Consider the following 18,241-nt stretch of genomic DNA (forward strand, 5'->3'; position numbering starts at 1 on the left):
TGGCTTGAAATGCATGGGGTTCAGGCTTTTTTCCTGTCCTGTTGGTCAGGCTCGGTGCACCGAATTCGGCAGCGTCGTATGAAGTGGCACCAACGTGTTGCAGGAGCATGTGCTCGACGCGGCACTGAGTCGGTGGCGTTGCTGGTAGAATCGGCCATCTTGACTGACCAGAGGTATGCCCATGAGCGAGCCGATTCGCCTGACCCAGTACAGCCACGGCGCCGGCTGCGGCTGCAAGATTTCGCCCCAGGTGCTGGAAGTGATCTTGGCCGGCAGCGGTGCGCAGAACCTTGATCCCAAGTTGTGGGTCGGCAATGCTTCCCGGGACGATGCTGCGGTGTACGCCATCGACGAGGAGCGCGGGGTGGTCTCGACCACCGATTTCTTCATGCCGATTGTCGATGATCCCTTCGATTTCGGTCGCATCGCCGCCACCAATGCCATCAGCGATATCTACGCCATGGGCGGTGACCCGCTGATGGCCATTGCGATTCTCGGTTGGCCAGTCAACGTATTGGCCCCGGAAATTGCCCGGGAAGTGATTCGCGGCGGTCGCTCCGTGTGCGACGAGGCCGGTATTCCCCTGGCCGGCGGGCATTCGATCGACGCGCCTGAGCCGATTTTCGGCCTGGCGGTCACAGGCCTGGTGCAAAAGCGCCATATGAAACGCAACGATACGGCCACCGCCGGTTGCCGCCTGTACCTGACCAAACCCCTGGGCATCGGCATCCTCACCACGGCGGAAAAGAAAGGCAAGCTGCGCGCCGCCGACGTCGGCCTGGCCCGTGACTGGATGTGCACCCTCAACAAACCGGGCAGCCGCTTCGGCAAACTCGACGGTGTGACGGCGATGACCGACGTCACCGGTTTCGGCCTGCTCGGTCACCTGGTGGAAATGGCCGACGGCAGCCAACTGACTGCGCGCATCCGCTATGACGCGGTGCCGCGCCTGCCGGGTGTCGAGTACTACCTCGACCAGGGGTGTGTGCCGGGCGGCACGCTGCGCAACTACGACAGTTACGCCAGCAAGATCGGTCGAGTCCAGGAGCTGCACAAGCGCGTGTTGTGCGACCCGCAGACCAGCGGCGGCCTGCTGATTGCCGTCACCCCCGAAGGCGAGGCCGAGTTCCTGCGGGTTGCCGTTGAACTCGGGCTGGCGCTGGAACCTATCGGCGAACTGGTCGAGCGACAGAGTTACGCGGTCGAGGTGTCTTGATGAGCCATGACATCACCGATTACCGCGACATCTTCCTCAATGACCGGCCGATGATGGACACGCGCGCCCCGGTCGAATTCATCAAGGGGGCCTTCCCCGGCGTGGTCAATCTGCCGTTGATGACCGACAGCGAACGGCAACGCGTCGGTACCTGCTACAAGCAGCAGGGGCAGCAGGCCGCCATTGTCCTGGGGCATCAACTGGTGTCCGGTGAAATCAAGGCCGAACGCATCCAGGCCTGGGCCGAGTTCGCCAAGACCCATCCCGACGGCTTGCTGTATTGCTTTCGCGGCGGTTTGCGTTCGCAGATCGTCCAGCAATGGCTCAAGGACGAAGCTGGCATTGATTACCCCAGGGTCGGCGGTGGCTACAAGGCCATGCGCACGTTCTTGCTGGACACGGTCGAGCAGGCGGTCGCCCAGTGCGACCTGGTGCTGCTGGGCGGCATGACCGGCACCGGCAAGACCGAAGCGCTGGGGCAACTGAGCAATAGCCTGGATCTGGAAGGTTATGCCAACCATCGCGGTTCGAGCTTCGGCAAACGCGCCACCGGCCAGCCTTCCAACATCGATTTTGAAAACCGCCTGGCCGTGGATGTGCTGAAAAAGCGCGCCGCCGGCATCGAACAATTCGTGCTTGAGGATGAGAGCCGTGCGGTCGGCAGTTGCGCCTTGCCGCTGCCTTTGTACCAGCGCATGCAGCAGGTTCCCATGGTCTGGCTGGAAGACAGCCTGGAGCATCGGGTCGAGCGGATCCTGCAGGATTACGTCATCAACCTGTGCGCGGAATTTGTCGCTGTACATGGCGACGAAGGTTTCTCGTTGTTTTCCGAGCGGTTGCTGGCAAGCCTGGACAACATCCACAAGCGCCTGGGCGGTGACCGTCACCGGCGCTTGATGAACATCCTGGAAGCCGCCCTGGCCGAGCAGGCCAACAGCGGCGCCGTCGACTTGCATCGCGGTTGGATCGAAGGCTTGCTGCGTGAGTATTACGACCCGATGTACGTGTTCCAGCGGGAAAAGAAGGGCTTGCGGATCGAGTTCTCGGGGGAGCAGGCGGCGGTGCTGGAGTATCTGCGGGAGCGGGCGGCCCGGGGCGGGTGACCACCGAAAGTCCCCTGTGGGAGCGAGCTTGCTCGCGATGGCGGCGACACAGGCACCATTGATGCAAACTGGCCCATAGCTATCGCGAGCAAGCTCGCTCCCACAAAGGGACGTGGCGACTGATCAGGTCGGGCAGGTCTCCTGGCCATTATCCAAGCCTTGCTTGTAGCTCTGGCTGGTGAGGCTGGCCTTGCCGTTGTGCCAGGTCAGGGTCAGCACGTACAGCGAGTCAAAATCGCCTGACGCCCAGTCATCGGTAATGGTCTGCTTCTTGCCCACGGCCTCGCCAGCGACCTTGTTGATCAACTCCGGCAGATAGCCATGGGACCAGGCGGTATAGATGGTGGCGTTGTGGTACTTGTCGTCCAGCAGTTCATCAGCGAGGTCGCTGGTGTCGTTGGCTGAATAATTGATGTTCACCGGCAACCCGAGCTTGATGGCACTGGGGCTGATGGTCATCAGCGGGCGAATATAGCTGTAGGAATTGTCCAGCTCACCCTCTTCGACATTGCGGGTCGGGTTGGCCGCGAACACGTAGTCGGCCTTGCCGAATTTTTCCGGCAGCAGGGTGGCCAGGTCGATGGCGCGGTTGAGGCCCTGGCAATTGAGTTGGCCCAGGCCACCGTCGGGTTTCTCGGCGTGGCGCAGGAACACCAACGTCTGCACGCCGTCGGCCGGCTGGGCGCGGCTGACGCTGGATTCCAGCGACAGCACCAGTCCACAGACCACCAGCAGCGTCGGCAGCAGCAGCCACGAACGGTGTTTGAAGCGCCTGGCGAAATTCAGTGGGTTCATCATCGAATAAATAATCTTCAGCATGTTTGAGTCAGGCTGACAAACCCTGGCACCGCGAAGCGGTTGGCCTCGGGTGTTTTCCCTGTCATTACGCCGCGTCGAATCCTCGGGGGCATTGCTCAGAGTCTCTTCAAGCCCTTTGGTTCGATCCTGGCTGGTCCCGGTGCACTGTAAGGCCTCCTGTGGGGAGGTAGGGCGAATGTTAGCGACAGGATGTTGCGACTTTATGAATAGCCATATGTCGCCGACATGATCCCGGATCCAAAAGCTCAGTCATCTGATTTATGCTCCCGCTTTCTAGATAGCACTTGGAATCCAGCTCATGCCCAACCTGACTCCATTCCTCATCACCCAGAAATGGCCTGCCCAGTACCCGGAGTGGATTCAGCTCTACTCCCTGCCCACCCCCAACGGCGTGAAGGTCTCGATCATGCTGGAAGAGATCGGCCTGCCGTACGAGCCCCACAAAGTGGACTTCGCCAGCAACGACCAGCTGTCGCCCGAGTTCCTTTCCCTGAACCCCAACAACAAGATCCCGGCGATTCTCGATCCCCATGGGCCGGGCGACCAGCCGTTGGCGTTGTTCGAGTCGGGGGCGATCCTGATTTATCTGGCGGACAAGAGCGGACAGTTGCTGGCCCAGGAGTCGGCGGCGCGCTACGAGACGATCCAGTGGCTGATGTTCCAGATGGGCGGGATCGGGCCGATGTTCGGGCAACTGGGGTTCTTCAACAAGTTCGCCGGCAAGGATTACGAGGACAAGCGGCCGCGCGATCGCTACGTCGAGGAAAGCAAGCGCCTGCTCAAAGTGCTCGATGGCCGTTTGCAAGGGCGCGACTGGATCATGGGCGAGCGCTACACCATCGCTGATATCGCCACGTTCCCCTGGGTGCGCAACTTGATCGGCTTTTATGAGGCCGGTGATTTGGTCGGGATCCAGAACTTCCCCAATGTGACGCGGGTGCTGGAGCGCTTCCTGGCTCGACCGGCTGTGGTGCGTGGGTTGAAGATTCCGGAATGAGTCACCCGACGACTCGCCGATTCGATTACAAGCCACCGGCTGACGTGCATCAATGGCTCGCTGACCTTGAGAGTAGATTATTGCCTGGCCGGTAACGCTCTGTTTTCCAGCCAACGTTTGTGCCCTGGTCGGCCAGGGCATAAGCTTTGCGCCTTGTGATCGAGCACCCATTTCTGCCCAGGAGTCCCATGTCCAGCCAGTTCCCCGAAGCACGTCCACGCCGTCTGCGTCGCAATGCAAGCCTGCGCAGCCTGTTCCAGGAAACCGAGTTCACCTTGAACGACCTGGTGCTGCCGATTTTCGTCGAAGAAGAAATCGATGATTTTGTGCCGATCAAGAGCATGCCGGGCGTGGTACGCATTCCTGAATCGAAGCTGGCCGGCGAGATCGAGCGCTATGCCCGTGCCGGCATCAAGTCGGTGATGACCTTTGGTGTGTCCCATCACCTGGACAACGACGGCAGCGACACCTGGAGCGAGCGCGGCCTGGTGTCGCGCATGGCCGGGATCTGCAAGGACGCGGTGCCGGAGATGATCGTGATGTCCGACACCTGCTTCTGTGAATACACCGATCATGGTCACTGCGGTGTGCTCCACGGCGATGAGGTGGACAACGACCGGACCCTGGTCAACCTGGGCAAGCAAGCCGTGGCGGCGGCCCGCGCCGGTGCCGATGTGATCGCGCCATCGGCGGCCATGGACGGGCAGGTCCAGGCAATTCGCCGGGCCCTGGATGAAGCCGGCTTCAGCCAGACGGCAATCATGGCCTATTCCACCAAGTTCGCCTCGGCACTCTATGGCCCGTTCCGCGAGGCCGGCGGCAGCGCGTTGAAAGGCGATCGCAAGAGCTACCAGATGAACCCGATGAACCGCCGCGAAGCATTGCGCGAGTCCTTGCTCGATGAACAGGAAGGTGCCGATGCGCTGATGGTCAAGCCGGCCGGTGCCTACCTCGATATCATCCGCGACATTCGCCAGGCCTCGAACCTGCCGCTGTCGGCTTATCAGGTCAGCGGCGAATACGCGATGATCAAGTTCGCCGCCCAGGCTGGCGCCATCGACGAAGCCCGTGTGGTACGCGAGAGCCTTGGCGCCATCAAGCGGGCGGGGGCAGACCTGATCTTCACCTACTTCGCCATGGACCTGGCGCTGAGCGGGATCTGATCCAGCACACACTGGTTTGGGTTGGACGGAAGATCCAGGTACACCGCCATTCTCCTGTGGGAGCGAGCCTGCTCGCGATAGCGCTGGGTCGGCTTGCATCAGTGTTGCCTGTGCCGCCGTCATCGCGAGGCTTGCTCCATATTGGGCATAGCCCGCATCCACTTTTGATCGTATGGTTGCTCCGGAATAACGAACCCGATGGAGCACCATGCAATTCAACCGATTGATGATCAGCCTTGCTGCGCTGCTGGCCCTGGCCGGTTGCGGCAGTCGCCAGGCGCAGGAGCCCGAGCGTTCGCCCGCTGAGGTCAAGAAGCAGATTGTGCAGTTGTTGCCGGCCAAGACTGTGGATCGCGAAGGCTGGGCGACGGATATCCATGTGGCCTTTGCGGCCCAGCAGATTCCCTCTACGACGCAGAACATCTGTGCTGTCCTGGCGGTGACCGAACAGGAGTCGACGTTCCAATCCGATCCGCCAGTGCCGGGGCTGGGCAAGATCGCTCGTCAGGAGATCAACCGCCGTGCGGCGAAAGTGCACATTCCGGAGCTGTTGGTCAGTGGTGCCCTCCAGGTGCGTTCACCCAATGGCAAAAGCTACAGCGATCGGCTCAATGCTGCGCGTAGCGAGAAAGAACTGAGCGGGATTTTCGATGATTTCATCGGCATGGTGCCGTTGGGCAAGACACTGTTCGGCGATTTCAATCCGGTGCACACCGGCGGGCCGATGCAGGTCAGCATCGCGTTTGCCCAGGCCAATGCGCGCAATTATCCCTATACGGTGGATGGCTCGATTCGTCGCGAAGTGTTCAGTCGTCGTGGCGGGATGTATTTCGGTATCGCGCATTTGTTGGGCTATCCAGTGAGCTACACCGAGCCGCTGTATCGTTTTGCCGATTTCAATGCCGGGTGGTACGCCAGCCGCAACGCGGCTTTCCAGCATGCAGTGAGTGTGGCGTCGGGCATTGCCCTGGCGCTGGACGGCGATCTGATTGCCCATGATTCCATCATGCCAGGCAGCACGGAACTGGCGGTGCGCACGCTGGGCAAGTCGTTGGGAATGCGCAACCCGACCATCCGCGATCAACTGGAGCAGGGTGACAGCCTGGCGTTCGAGGACAGCAAGCTCTACAAGCGTGTGTTCGAACTGGCTGAGCGGGCCGAGCGCAAGGCGTTGCCGCGGGCGGTATTGCCGGGAATCGTGCTCAAGAGCCCGAAGATCACGCGCAAGCTGACCACGGCGTGGTTTGCCAAGCGGGTGGATGAGCGTTATCAGCGATGCATGGCGCGGGCGTCGGGGCGTTAGCCAGGCGTTGGCGCGTGAAAAAGCCCGGTGGATGAGGCCGGGCTTTTAGGGGGATGGTTTGGTGCGGGATCAGTCTGAAGCGGCGTATCGGGTAAGCTGCCAGGCAACTCATGCGTGGTTTTCGATCAGGCGATCAGAGCCACCTTCGGCAACGCGACGTTCCAGCAGGCGTTCGGCACCGCCTTCAGCAACGCGGTTTTCCATCAGGCGGTCGGAGCCACCTTCAGCGACGCGGTTTTCGATCAGGCGATCAGAACCGCCTTCGGCGACGCGGTTTTCGATCAGGCGGTCGGAGCCACCTTCAGCGACACGACGTTCCAGCAGGCGTTCGGCACCGCCTTCAGCGACGCGGTTTTCGATCAGGCGGTCGGAGCCACCTTCAGCGACACGACGTTCCAGCAGGCGTTCGGCACCACCTTCAGCGACGCGGTTTTCGATCAGGCGATCAGAACCGCCTTCGGCGACACGACGTTCCAGCAGGCGTTCGGCACCGCCTTCAGCGACGCGGTTTTCGATCAGGCGATCAGAACCGCCTTCGGCGACGACGGGTTGGGACGAGGCGGCAAATACGTTGGCGGCCAGTACAGAGAAAGCGAGGCTGAGGATGACTTGGCGTTTCATGATGGTGTGCTCCGGGGGTGCAGTGGTTTGTGTGGGGCCATTGTTGTCCCGGGCGATCATCAAGAGAACTTCATTGGCATGATGGTGAACATCGACAGCAGTGATACCTCGTTGGCCCGCTACCGGTCAGCTTGATGGAACACTGACGGGCTCACGGGCTCTATCGGCTAACGCTTATGCAGGAGGTACGTTCATGTATCAGTTATTCGGTTGCAGGCAATCCGGCTCTTCGGCGGTGGAGGTTGCCTTGTGTCTCTGTGAGGTGGCTTATCGGCGGGTCGATGCCTATTCGACGCAAGACAACGATGCGGCAAAAGAGCTCGAGGCACTCAATCCTCTGAAGCAGGTGCCGACCCTGCAGTTGCCGGATGGCTCGGTGCTGACTGAAGCGGCGGCGATCCTGATTCACCTAGGGTTGACCTTCCCGGCATCGAAGCTGCTCCCCCAAGACCCGACCCAGCGCGCGCAAGCCATACGGGGCCTGGTCTACATCGCGGCCAATTGCTACACGCCCATCGGCATTATCGATTTTCCGGAACGCTGGCTGGACGAGGCGGACGAAGCGACTCGGCAGCGATTGATATCCGGCACGCAGCAACGGCTGTATCGCAATTGGGCGCGGTTTGCCGACCAGTTCCCGGCCCGACCTTTTCTAGGCGGTGACGAACCGGGGGCGCTGGATATCCTGGCGGCCGTGATCACGAAGTGGAGAAACACGCGGGAGGCGATGCTGAGCGCTCGTCCGGCGTTCTACGAATTGTTGGAACGCATCGATCGCCATCCACGCGTGGCGCCGGTGCTGTCGCTGCACTGGCCGTTGTAGGAGCTGCCGAGCGAAGCGAGGCTGCGATCTTTCCCCTGACGCTTGCGTCTTAAGCGAAAGATCAAAAGATCAAAGATCGCAGCCTTCGGCAGCTCCTACGGGGTCAAGGACAGGCTTTGCGCGCAGCCGCCTGCTCAACGAGGCCGACAAACTGCCGGACATTCTGCTGGTGCGCGGTCACGAGTTCGTCGATGTTGGTTCCCGCTGGCGTCTGCAGGCTGCTGCGGCATGTGAGGGGACGTGCGTCGTTGCCCAGGCTGCGCAGGCGCCATTGCACATCCATGCGGGCATAGCGGCCAGGGATCGAGTCAAAGCGTTGCACGTCTACCCGCAGCAATGATTTCGGTGCACCAGGGTTGCTCAGTTGTTCGTCCAGGCTGCTGTGCAGTTCATCGGCCAGGCTGGCGCCCCACCATTCGGTTTCCAGGATCGCCAACCCGCTGTTGCCTTGGCGAATGACCATCTGGGTGCGATCCACCTGGGGTGGGACGCTGACCTGTTCGATCTGGATGTCCACGCCGGAGCGCGACAGGCCCGCCGGCTGAGCGGGGCTCAGGGTGTGATAGTGGATCGGATCGCTGCGGCAGGCGCCGAGCAGCAATGCGACGGCAACCAGGGTGAGTTTCAGCGTCAGTGGCATGGGGCGCGCTCCTGTGATCATTCTTTCACCGGCAATGTGAGGTTCTGCGCCGGTGCGTCCTTGGGACGGCCGCGAAGCAGCGATTCGGGATGGCGGCTCAGGTAGTCCGACAGTTCGCGCAGCGAGCGCGACATGCGCCCCAGGTCGTCCAGGGTCTGGGTCAGTTGTTCGCGCTGCGGTGAATCTTCGGCCAGGGTCGAGTTGGCCGATTGCAGGGTCTTGCTGACGTCTTGCAAGGTGCTTTGCACGCCCGGCAGGGTCTTGCTGTTGAACTGGGTCAGGCCTTTGCGCAGTTCCACCAGGTTGCCATCCAGGTTGCCGGCAATGCTCTCCAGTGGCAGCTTGTTGATCCGCTCGACCATCGCCTGCAGTTGTTCCTGCAGTTGCTGGAGGCTGCCCGGGATGGTCGGAATACGCACGGGACGGGCGCTTGGGTCGAAGGCGACTTTTTCCGCCTTGGGGTAGAAATCCAGCGAGATGTACAACTGCCCGGTCAGCAGGTTGCCGCTGCGGGCCTGGGCGCGCAGCCCCCGATCGACGAAACTGCCCATCAGGCGGGCGGAGGCGGCTTCGTCCTCCGGGTCGTGATTGAGTGCCTTGAGCAGTTTCTCATGGGCCTTGCCCAGGCGCTGTGGGTAGATCACCACGCCGACGTTGACCGGAAAGCTGCGCTGTTTCTCATCGAAATCCAGATTGATGGCCACCACCCTGCCGACCTCCACCCCGAGGAACTCCACCGGCGCACCGACGCGCAAGCCGCGCAGTGCCTGATCGAAGCGCAGGGCCAGGTATTGCGCCTTGCCATCGGGCGGGGCGAGGGCGCTCTGCTGGTCGGCAAACAGCTCGTAGGTCTTGTCCTCGCTGGCGGGGACGTCGTTGGGGCTGTACTCCGGCGCCCGAAACGCGATGCCGCCCAGCAGCAGGGCCGAGAGCGATTCGGTCTTGACCGCGAAACCATTGGCGCCGACGTTCACGTCCACGCCGCTGACGTTCCAGAACCGGGTGTTTTCGGTGACGTACGCATCGTTGGGGGCGTTGACGAATACGTCGATGTTGACACCTTTGCCCTCGGCGTCCAGGGCGTAGGACACGACCTGGCCCACCGGGATCTTGCGCAGGTACACCGGCGAGCCGATGTCCAGCGAACCGAGGTCCTGGGAATGCAGGGTGAAGCGCTTGCCCGGTTCGCCGTAGGTGATGGGCGGCGGGTTCTCCAGGCCCGTGAAGGACTTGGCGCGCACTTTCGACTGGCCGGCGTCGGCGCCGATGAAATCCCCGGACAGCAAGGTGTCGATCCCCGAGATACCGCCGGCCCCGATGCGTGGCCGTACGACCCAGAACACCGAGTCTTCGTGAGTGAAGGTGTCGGCCGTCTTGGCGAGCTTGACCGTGGCGGTGACGTTCTTCTGGTCCTCGCTCAGTTGCACGTCGGTGACCTGGCCGATGACCACGTTGCGATATTTCACCTCGGTCTTGTTGGCGGTCAGGCCCTGGCCGGTCTTGAAGGTGATGGTGATGGTCGGGCCTTCCTGCAGCCAGTTGTGGACCACCAGGGAAATGCCCACCAGCACCGCAATGATCGGCACGATCCACACCAGCGATACCGTCCAGCGGCGGGTGGTGACGTGGGCGCGGCCGGGTGCGGGTTGCTGCCCGTCAGTGGCTTGCGACTTCATCCATGACCTCCTCGGATGGTTGAGTGTCCCAGATCAGCCGGGGGTCGAAACTCATGGCCGACAGCATGGTGAACAGCACCACGAGGCCGAAGAACAGGATGCCCGGTCGTGGTTCGATGTCGCTCAATGCCTGGAACTTGACCAGTGCCGCCACCAGGGCCACCACCAGCACATCGAGCATCGACCAGTAGCCGATGACTTCCACCAGCCGGTACAGCTTCGCCCGCTGGACCTGGGCCCAGGTGCTGCGCCGTTGTGCGGTCACCAGCAACAGGGTCAGCACCACGAACTTGATGCCGGGCACCGCGATGCTGGCGATGAAGATAATCAGGGCGATGTCCCAGGCGCCGCTTTGCCAGAACTCAATGACACCGCTGATGATGGTGCTGTCGGCGCCTTCGCCGAGCATCTGGGTATTCATGACCGGCAGCAGGTTGGCCGGGATGTAGAACACCAGCGCGGCGAGCATGTAGGCCCAGGTGCGGGTGATGGCATCGGGTTTGCGTCGATGCAGGGCGGCATCGCAGCGGGGGCAGGTCTGGGGCTCGTCGGTCATGTCGCAGGCCAGGCCGCAGCTGTGGCACAGGCACAGGTCCAGGTCGCGGGCCTCTGGCGGGGTTTCCTGCGGCTGGCCGTTCACAGGCTGTCCCACAGGTCGCGGACATCGCGCCCGGCAATGCGGATCATCAGCAGGCTCAAGGCCGCCAGGGCGAACAAGCCGATGCCCGGGAGCACGTCCAGCAGCCCGGCGAGCTTGATCACCGCCACCAGCGCGCCCAGCAGGCACACTTCCAGCATGCTCCAGGGCCGCAGGGTTTCCAGGCTGCGCATGCACAGGTTGAACCCTGGTGCCCGCCGCTGGAGGTAGGCATGGCCCAGCACCCAGATCAGGAGCACCAATTGAAAGGCCGGTGCGATGATGATCGCCACCGCTGTCACCAGAGCGATGAAGGCGATCGGCCCCTGGCTCAGCGCCACGATGGAATCCCATAACGTCGCGCTGTTGCTCAGGCCCTGGAGGCGGATGCTCATGATCGGGTAGATGTTGGCGAAGGCCCACAGCACCGCGGCCGTTACGCTCAAGGCCAGGCGCTGTTCGATGGTCAGGCCGTTGTAGCGCTGGATCACCGCGTGGCAGCGCACGCACGAGGCTTTCTGGTGCGCAACGAGCACCACCGGCTCGTACACCGCATCGCAATGTTCACAAATGATCAGTCGGTCGGTGTTGGCCATCGGGATGCTCGCAGGAACAACCTCTTCAATATAGAAGTGCCTTGAGAATGAGCAACCCGACCGAACGGATCATTCCCCGCGAATGTATTGCTCCAGTTGTCTGATCAGATCGGCCTGTTCGGCGATGGCTTCCTTGACCAGGTCACCGATGGACAGCAGGCCGACCAGTTTGCCGTCCTCTACCACTGGCAAATGCCGCAGGTGTTTTTCGGTCATGATGCTCAGGCAGGTCTCGACATTCTGGTGCGGGTCGATGGTGATCACGGGGGAGACCATGATGTCGCTGACCTTCGTGCCCACCGACGAGCGCCCGCGCAAGACCATTTTGCGGGCATAGTCGCGCTCGCTGATGATCCCCAGCACTTCATCGTTCTTCACCACCAGCAAGGCACCGACGTTCTTCTCGGCCATGCGCATCAGGGCCTGCAATACCATGTCGTCCGGTGAGATGGTGTGCACTTGCTGGTTCTTCTCATCTTTTATCCGGAGCAACTGCGCGACGGTTTTCATGGGGGAGCCTCAGGTGTTGTTTTTGCTGGTTGTTAAAGCATCGTAGACCCAACGGCGCAGAGCAAGCGGTAAAGCGGCGGCCAGTCGTCCAAAAGCGTCATTACCGGGGGATTTCCCACCGATGTGATGCCATCCAGCATTGTGGCGAGGGGCGTCCCTCTGTGGGAGCAAGCCTGTGGGAGCAAAGCTTGCTCGCGATGAACGATGACACGGTCTAGCAGTTGAACCGCATCGCGGGCAAGCCTTGCTCCCACAAAGGAATAAATCCCCTCGCCACAGGGTAGAATCGTCGCCTACGTAGAATTCGAGGTTGCAGCGGTGGATTTACAGCAGGGCTTCGTCCTGACCCGGCATTGGCGCGATACCCCGGCCGGCACCGAAGTCGAGTTCTGGCTGGCGACCGACGCCGGTCCCCGGCGCGTGCGCCTGCCTGTGCAGACCTCGGTGGCCTTTGTGCCGCAGATCCAGCGCGGCCAGCTCGAAGCCTTGCTGCAAGGGGAGAAGGAGGTAGAACTACGCCCCCTGGACCTGCTGGATTTCGAGCATCGTCCGGTGCTGGGGCTGTATTGCCAGCAACATGCCCAACTGATGCGCCTGGACAGCACCTTGCGCCGCGCCGGCGTGGAGGTGTTCGAAGCGGACATCCGACCGCCGGAGCGCTACCTGATGGAGCGCTTCATCACCGCCCCGGTCTGGTTTGGCGGTACGCCGACCGCTGATGGCCTGCTGGTCGATGCCCAGATGAAGCCGGCGCCCGAATACCGTCCACCGTTGCGCCTGGTGTCCCTGGACATCGAAACCACCGCCCAGGGCGAATTGTATTCCATCGCCCTGGAGGGCTGCGGCGAGCGCCAGGTCTACATGCTCGGGCCAGCCAATGGCGACGATGCCGGCGTGGATTTCCAGCTGGAATACTGCGAATCGCGCACGGTGCTGCTGAAGAAACTCAACGATTGGTTCGCCCGTTTCGACCCTGACGCGATCATTGGCTGGAACCTGGTGCAATTCGACCTGCGGGTGCTGCATGAACACGCCCGGCGCCTGGCCGTGCCGTTGCGCCTGGGGCGCGGTGGCGAAGAGATGCAATGGCGCGAGCACGGCGCGCGCAACAACCACTTCTTCGCCTCGGCCGCTGGCCGGCTGATCATCGACGGCATCGAGTCCCTGCGTTCGGCGACCTGGAGTTTCCCCTCGTTCAGCCTGGAAAACGTCGCCCAGACGCTGCTGGGGGAGGGCAAGTCCATCGATAACCCGTACCAGCGCATGGACGAAATCAATCGCATGTTCGCCGAGGACAAGCCGGCCCTGGCCCGCTACAACCTCAAGGACTGTGAACTGGTGACGCGGATCTTCGCCAAGACCGAACTGCTCACGTTTCTCTTGGAACGAGCCAGCGTCACCGGCCTGCCGGCGGACCGCAGCGGGGGTTCGGTGGCGGCCTTCACGCACCTGTACATGCCGCTGATGCATCGCCAAGGGTTTGTTGCACCCAACCTGGGCCAGCGCCCGCCCGAGGCCAGCCCGGGTGGGTTTGTCATGGACTCCCAGCCGGGGCTCTACGAGTCGGTGCTGGTGCTGGACTACAAGAGCCTGTACCCATCGATCATCCGCACCTTCCTGATTGACCCGGTGGGCTTGATCGAAGGGCTGCGCCACCCGGATGACCAGGAGTCGGTGCCAGGCTTTCGCGGGGCGCGCTTCTCCCGTACTCGACATTGCCTGCCGGCCATCGTGGCGCGGATCTCCGAAGGCCGGGAGACCGCCAAGCGCGAGCACAATGCGCCGCTGTCCCAAGCGTTGAAAATCATCATGAACGCCTTTTATGGCGTGCTCGGTTCCAGTGGCTGCCGTTTCTTCGACACACGCCTGGCCTCGTCCATCACCCTGCGCGGTCACGAGATCATGCAGCGCACCCGCCAGTTGATCGAAGCCCAGGGGCATGTGGTGATCTATGGCGATACCGATTCCACGTTCGTCTGGCTGCGCCGGGCCCATGGCCAGGAGGAAGCGGCCAGGATCGGTCGCGAGTTGGTGGCCCACGTCAACCAATGGTGGCGCGAGCAGGTGCGCGATGAGTTCGGGCTGGAAAGTGCGCTGGAGCTGCAGTTCGAAACGCATTTCAAGCGCTTTCTGATGCCGACTATCCGCGGCGCGGAGGAGGGCAGCAAGAAACGCTACGCCGGATTGGTGACACGTGCCGATGGCAGCGACGAAATCGTCTACAAGGGCCTGGAAACCGTGCGCACCGACTGGTCGCCGCTGGCCCGGCAGTTCCAGCAGGAGCTGTACGGACGAATCTTCCACCGCAAGCCCTATCAGGACTATGTGCGCGATTATGTGCAGCAGACCCTGTCCGGTGCGTTCGATGAACGGCTGGTCTACCGCAAGCGCCTGCGTCGGCCGCTGGAAGACTACGAACGCAACGTCCCACCCCATGTGCGGGCCGCCCGGCTGGCCGATGAGTTCAACCAGCGCCAGGGCCGCCCGCGGCAATACCAGAATGGTGGCTGGATCAGCTACGTCATCACCGTCGCCGGCCCCGAACCGCTGGAAACCCGCAGCGCGTCAATCGATTACGACCACTACGTGACCAAGCAGCTACAGCCGGTGGCGGATGCGATCCTGCCGTTTGTGGATGATGATTTTTCGACGTTGGTGGGTGGGCAGATGGGGTTGTTCTGAAGTTTGCCAGTATTCAGACCAAGCCCGTGGTCAGGGTTTTATCCCCTGTGGGAGCAAGGCTTGCCCGCGATGCGGGCGCCTCGTTTTTCCAGGACACCGTGTCGTCTTCATCGCGGGCAAGCCTTGCTCCCACAGATAAACTCCGTCGCCACAGATCAGCGTGAATCTTTGGATGGGGGTTAGACCATCGCCAAGCGCTGCTTGCCCTGGGGTTGGGGAAATATCAGGTCGAGGGCTGCCAGGTCCTGCGGTTCCAGCTTGAGGTTGGCCGCTTCGGCATTCAAACGCACATGCTCAGGCTTCACGGCCTTGGGAATGGCAATCACATTGTCCTGGCGCAACAGCCAGGCCAGTGCGATCTGCGCCGGTGTTGCGCGGTGGCGTTCGGCGATCTGTCCCAGGGTGTGATCCTTGAGCAGGTGCCCGCCCTGACCGACCGGGCAGTAGGCCATGACGGGCATGGACTGGCGCTGGCACCAGGGCAGCAGGTCGAATTCGACGCCGCGTTCCTGCAGGTTGTACAGCACTTGGTTGGTCGCGCAGGCCGGCGCGGCCAGTTCTTCAAGGTCCGCTACATCGAAGTTCGACACGCCCCAACGGCCGATCTTGCCTTCTTCGCGCAGCCGCTCGAAGGCTTCGACGGTTTCGTCCAGCGGGTACTGCCCGCGCCAGTGCAGCAGATAAAGGTCGATGTAATCGGTGTCGAGCCGCCGCAAACTGCGTTCGCAGGCCAGGGGAATGCCTTTGCGACTGGCGTTGTGGGGATAGACCTTGCTCACCAGGAAAACCTGGTCGCGCAGGCCGGTGATCGCTTCGCCAACGACGGTCTCGGCACCGCCTTCGGCATACATCTCCGCCGTGTCGATCAGGGTCATGCCCAATTCGATTCCCAACCGCAGTGCGGCCACTTCTTTCTTGTGATGAGACGGTTCCTCACCCATGCGCCAGGTGCCCTGGCCAATGACCGGTACGGACACACCCGCCAATTCCAGCATCCTCATGCCTTTCTCCTGTTGTGCTGATCGATAATCCAATGGACAGCAGGATAGTCGTAGGAGCTGGCGAAGGCTCGGGCCGCGTTCGGACGATCTTTTGATCTTTCGCTCCAGACTCAATTGCCTGGGGAAAGATCGCAGCCTCGCTTCGCTCGTCAGCTCCTACGGGTGTTGCGCAGCTTTTCTATTTTGCGGAGAACTTCAACACCATGGTCTGGGTATAGGTCTGGCCCGGATCAAGCCGCGTCGAAGGGAAGTTCGGCTGGTTGGGCGAGTCGGGGTAGTGCTGGGTTTCCAGGGTGAACGCGCCCCAATGCGGATAGACCTTGCCTTGCTTGCCCTTGATGGTGCCGTCGAGGAAGTTGCTGGTGTAGAACTGCACGCCGGGTTCGGTGGTGTAGAGCTGCAGGCGTCGTCCGGAGTCCGTGTCATACACTTCGGCGGCCAGTTTGTTCACGTCGCCCTTGGCGTCCAGCGCCCAGTTGAAATCGAAGCCGCCTTGTTTCGGTTCGGCGAATTTGAGTTGTGGGTGATCGGCCTTGATGTGGGTGCCGATGGCGGTGGGTTGGGTGAAGTCCATCGGCGTACCGGCCACGGGGGCCAGTTCGCCGGTGGGAATGAGCTTGCCGGTGACCGGCGTGTAATGGGCCGCGTGCAGGGTCGCGAGTTGCTCGAGTATGTCGCCGTTGCCTGCCCCGGCCAGGTTGAAATAGCTGTGGTTGGTCAGGTTCAGCACTGTGGGCTTGTCGGTGGTGGCTTTGTACTCGATGCGCAGCTCGTTCTGTTCGTTGAGGCTGTAGGTGACGTCGGTCTTCAGTGCACCGGGAAAGCCCATCTCGCCATCGGGTGACAGGTAGGTCAGGGTGACGCCCACCGAGTCCTTGGCATTGTGCGGCTGAGCCTTCCAGACGCGCTTGTCGAACCCTTGCGGCCCGCCGTGCAGGGAGTTGCCATGGTCGTTCTGCGGCACTTGGTAGCGCTTGCCGTCCAGCTCGAAGGCGCCGTCGGCCAGGCGATTGCCAAAGCGACCGATGGTCGCGCCGAAATACACGCTGCCGTTCTTCTGGTAACCCTGCACGTCGTCGAAGCCGAGCACGATGTCGGCGGCCTTGCCGTTTTTGTCCGGCACGCTCAATGACTGGAGGATGCCGCCGTAGGTGATGACCGTGGCCTCCATGCCGTGACTGTTGCGCAGCACGAATTTTTCCACCGCCGTGCCGTCGTCGGTCTTGCCGAACGCACCACGTTCGTTGGTCAGGCCGGCAGCGTGGGAAGCCGAGGTGGCGATCATCAGAGACACTCCGAGGGCCGTGAGCAGTTGTCTGGATTCAAGCATGGTATGACCTTCCTTCCTGTTGTTTTGTTGTTGTTTTGAACGCGGGGCGAGTCCGCTACTGGTCGGACAGCGCTGAAGGTTTTTCTGGTTAGTAGTCTTTCTATTTGGTGGGTGAGAAGGGATTTATAGCCATTAATTGGGATTTATCAATTAAAAAGTAATACTAATTAGGCTGAGGAGGTGTTGTGGAAGGCTGAGGGTTTTCTCCGGGCACTGCACTTTTGTGATTTTTGCCGCTCTATCCATGGCCTGGAAGCGACGACCCCCCATCGCTTCCCCATGCCCAGACCGAGATTCGATGGCCGGTGTTTTTTATCCTGTGACGAGATTGCGCCGCTGCTGCCTGGCATTGTTGGTCGGTGTGTCGATGCTGTTCAGCGGCGGCTGCAGCCATCAGCAGGGGCAGGACATGGTCACGCAGTTCAGCAACGCCAAGCCCCAGGAGTTCTTGCAGACCAGCGTCGACCGCATGGCCACGTTGTCGATGCACGACAACCTGCAAAGCCTCTATCTGCTGATGAACAAGCTGTACCTGCGCAACCCAGAGGAACTGCGCAAGTCCGGTTTTCTCGACGCCCGCACTGCGGAAAAACAGGTGCGCATGGCCATCGAGCAGCAACAGCCCTTGCCGACCCTGGGTGGCAAGAAGGACCTGGCAGCCCTGAGCTACGCCATGAGCCCGGAATTTCTCGGCGATCGGGTAGGGGCGTTCATCTATGCCATTGGCAGCATGCTGGTCACCGCGCACGGCAATCGCCTCGAGTTCTACATGACCGACACCATCGACCCGCGTTTTGTCAGCAACGCGGCGCGCAATATCGAAAAAGCCACCTGGCTGCTGAGCCAGCGGCAGAACAAGGACGGCAAGCTGTTGCTGTTTTCCAATGAGATTTCGGAGGAGGGCAGCAACCTGAGTTTTGCCGTGGAGTTCGGAAAAATCGTCGCCCGATTGGACCTGCTGACCCAGATGCTCGATGAGCGCTACCGGCGGATCGGCTTGAATTACGCCCAGAGCCTGCTGTTCCTCAACTTCCTGCCGGTTCAGTGAAGTGATGGAAAAGGAATAAAGATAGATCACATCGATATAGGGGGTTATAAGAAAAATCGCTATGCTCGCGGCCAGA

The 18,241-nt window shown here is 61.5% G+C and carries 17 protein-coding genes; 8 read left to right on the top strand and 9 right to left on the bottom strand.

The features are described 5' to 3' along the window. Positions 1 to 181: 181 nt before the first annotated feature. Positions 182 to 1,216, top strand: a complete 1,035-nt coding sequence (gene selD, locus ASC85_RS00280; RefSeq protein WP_057447786.1) for a selenide, water dikinase SelD — start codon at positions 182 to 184, stop codon at positions 1,214 to 1,216. Next, entirely contained in the window at positions 1,216 to 2,319 is a 1,104-nt protein-coding gene (gene mnmH, locus ASC85_RS00285; RefSeq protein ID WP_057447787.1) for a tRNA 2-selenouridine(34) synthase MnmH, read from the top strand. The genes selD and mnmH overlap by 1 nt, the downstream gene beginning before the upstream one ends. A gap of 123 nt (positions 2,320 to 2,442) precedes the next feature. Here the strand turns inward: mnmH and ASC85_RS00290 are convergent, their stop codons facing one another. Continuing rightward, positions 2,443 to 3,138 carry a histidine phosphatase family protein gene (locus ASC85_RS00290; RefSeq protein ID WP_430458884.1) on the bottom strand — a complete coding sequence of 232 codons (696 nt, stop codon included), beginning with the start codon at positions 3,136 to 3,138 and terminating at the stop codon, positions 2,443 to 2,445. Between the two features lie 298 nt (positions 3,139 to 3,436). On the opposite strand from ASC85_RS00290, the gene ASC85_RS00295 reads away from it, so the two are divergent. The 3 genes from ASC85_RS00295 to ASC85_RS00305 all read left to right on the top strand — a co-directional run bounded on the left by ASC85_RS00295 (position 3,437) and on the right by ASC85_RS00305 (position 6,601). Beyond that, positions 3,437 to 4,135: a glutathione S-transferase family protein gene (locus tag ASC85_RS00295; RefSeq protein ID WP_057447788.1), complete on the top strand. Its 699-nt coding sequence runs from the start codon at positions 3,437 to 3,439 to the stop codon at positions 4,133 to 4,135. A 188-nt stretch (positions 4,136 to 4,323) separates the two neighbouring features. After that, positions 4,324 to 5,298: a porphobilinogen synthase gene (gene hemB, locus ASC85_RS00300; RefSeq protein WP_003200059.1), complete on the top strand. Its 975-nt coding sequence runs from the start codon at positions 4,324 to 4,326 to the stop codon at positions 5,296 to 5,298. A 208-nt stretch (positions 5,299 to 5,506) separates the two neighbouring features. After that, the gene (locus tag ASC85_RS00305) at positions 5,507 to 6,601 is read left to right on the top strand and encodes a DUF1615 domain-containing protein (RefSeq protein ID WP_057447789.1); all 1,095 of its coding nucleotides are present in this window, start codon (positions 5,507 to 5,509) and stop codon (positions 6,599 to 6,601) included. A gap of 108 nt (positions 6,602 to 6,709) precedes the next feature. On the opposite strand, the gene ASC85_RS00310 is transcribed toward ASC85_RS00305, so the two are convergent. Next, positions 6,710 to 7,222 (bottom strand): hypothetical protein, encoded by a 513-nt coding sequence (locus ASC85_RS00310; RefSeq protein WP_057448211.1) that lies wholly within the window; start codon positions 7,220 to 7,222, stop codon positions 6,710 to 6,712. A gap of 193 nt (positions 7,223 to 7,415) precedes the next feature. Between ASC85_RS00310 and ASC85_RS00315 the strand changes: the two genes are divergently transcribed. Next, entirely contained in the window at positions 7,416 to 8,045 is a 630-nt protein-coding gene (locus tag ASC85_RS00315; protein ID WP_057447790.1) for a glutathione S-transferase family protein, read from the top strand. Between the two features lie 103 nt (positions 8,046 to 8,148). On the opposite strand, the gene ASC85_RS00320 is transcribed toward ASC85_RS00315, so the two are convergent. The 5 genes from ASC85_RS00320 to ASC85_RS00340 all read right to left on the bottom strand — a co-directional run bounded on the left by ASC85_RS00320 (position 8,149) and on the right by ASC85_RS00340 (position 12,104). After that, complete coding sequence (locus ASC85_RS00320) at positions 8,149 to 8,685, bottom strand: PqiC family protein (RefSeq protein WP_057447791.1); 537 nt, start codon at positions 8,683 to 8,685, stop codon at positions 8,149 to 8,151. Between the two features lie 17 nt (positions 8,686 to 8,702). Then, positions 8,703 to 10,361, bottom strand: a complete 1,659-nt coding sequence (locus tag ASC85_RS00325) for a PqiB family protein (RefSeq protein WP_057447792.1) — start codon at positions 10,359 to 10,361, stop codon at positions 8,703 to 8,705. After that, complete coding sequence (locus ASC85_RS00330; RefSeq protein WP_057447793.1) at positions 10,342 to 11,001, bottom strand: paraquat-inducible protein A; 660 nt, start codon at positions 10,999 to 11,001, stop codon at positions 10,342 to 10,344. Before ASC85_RS00330 ends, ASC85_RS00325 begins: the two co-directional genes overlap by 20 nt. Further along, complete coding sequence (locus ASC85_RS00335; RefSeq protein ID WP_057447794.1) at positions 10,998 to 11,594, bottom strand: paraquat-inducible protein A; 597 nt, start codon at positions 11,592 to 11,594, stop codon at positions 10,998 to 11,000. Before ASC85_RS00335 ends, ASC85_RS00330 begins: the two co-directional genes overlap by 4 nt. 69 nt (positions 11,595 to 11,663) lie before the next feature. Beyond that, positions 11,664 to 12,104, bottom strand: a complete 441-nt coding sequence (locus ASC85_RS00340; protein ID WP_018611433.1) for a CBS domain-containing protein — start codon at positions 12,102 to 12,104, stop codon at positions 11,664 to 11,666. A 318-nt stretch (positions 12,105 to 12,422) separates the two neighbouring features. Here ASC85_RS00340 and ASC85_RS00345 point away from each other — a divergent pair, with 318 nt between their 5' ends. After that, complete coding sequence (locus tag ASC85_RS00345; RefSeq protein ID WP_057447795.1) at positions 12,423 to 14,786, top strand: DNA polymerase II; 2,364 nt, start codon at positions 12,423 to 12,425, stop codon at positions 14,784 to 14,786. Between the two features lie 179 nt (positions 14,787 to 14,965). Here the strand turns inward: ASC85_RS00345 and ASC85_RS00350 are convergent, their stop codons facing one another. Beyond that, entirely contained in the window at positions 14,966 to 15,787 is an 822-nt protein-coding gene (locus ASC85_RS00350) for an aldo/keto reductase (protein WP_057447796.1), read from the bottom strand. 178 nt (positions 15,788 to 15,965) lie between these two features. Next, positions 15,966 to 17,117: an aldose epimerase family protein gene (locus tag ASC85_RS00355; protein ID WP_057447797.1), complete on the bottom strand. Its 1,152-nt coding sequence runs from the start codon at positions 17,115 to 17,117 to the stop codon at positions 15,966 to 15,968. A gap of 298 nt (positions 17,118 to 17,415) precedes the next feature. Between ASC85_RS00355 and ASC85_RS00360 the strand changes: the two genes are divergently transcribed. Beyond that, positions 17,416 to 18,165: a hypothetical protein gene (locus ASC85_RS00360; protein ID WP_057447798.1), complete on the top strand. Its 750-nt coding sequence runs from the start codon at positions 17,416 to 17,418 to the stop codon at positions 18,163 to 18,165. Positions 18,166 to 18,241: the final 76 nt, after the last annotated feature.

This window comes from Pseudomonas sp. Root401 (genome assembly GCF_001425105.1).
Taxonomy (GTDB): Bacteria; Pseudomonadota; Gammaproteobacteria; order Pseudomonadales; family Pseudomonadaceae; genus Aquipseudomonas; species Aquipseudomonas brassicacearum.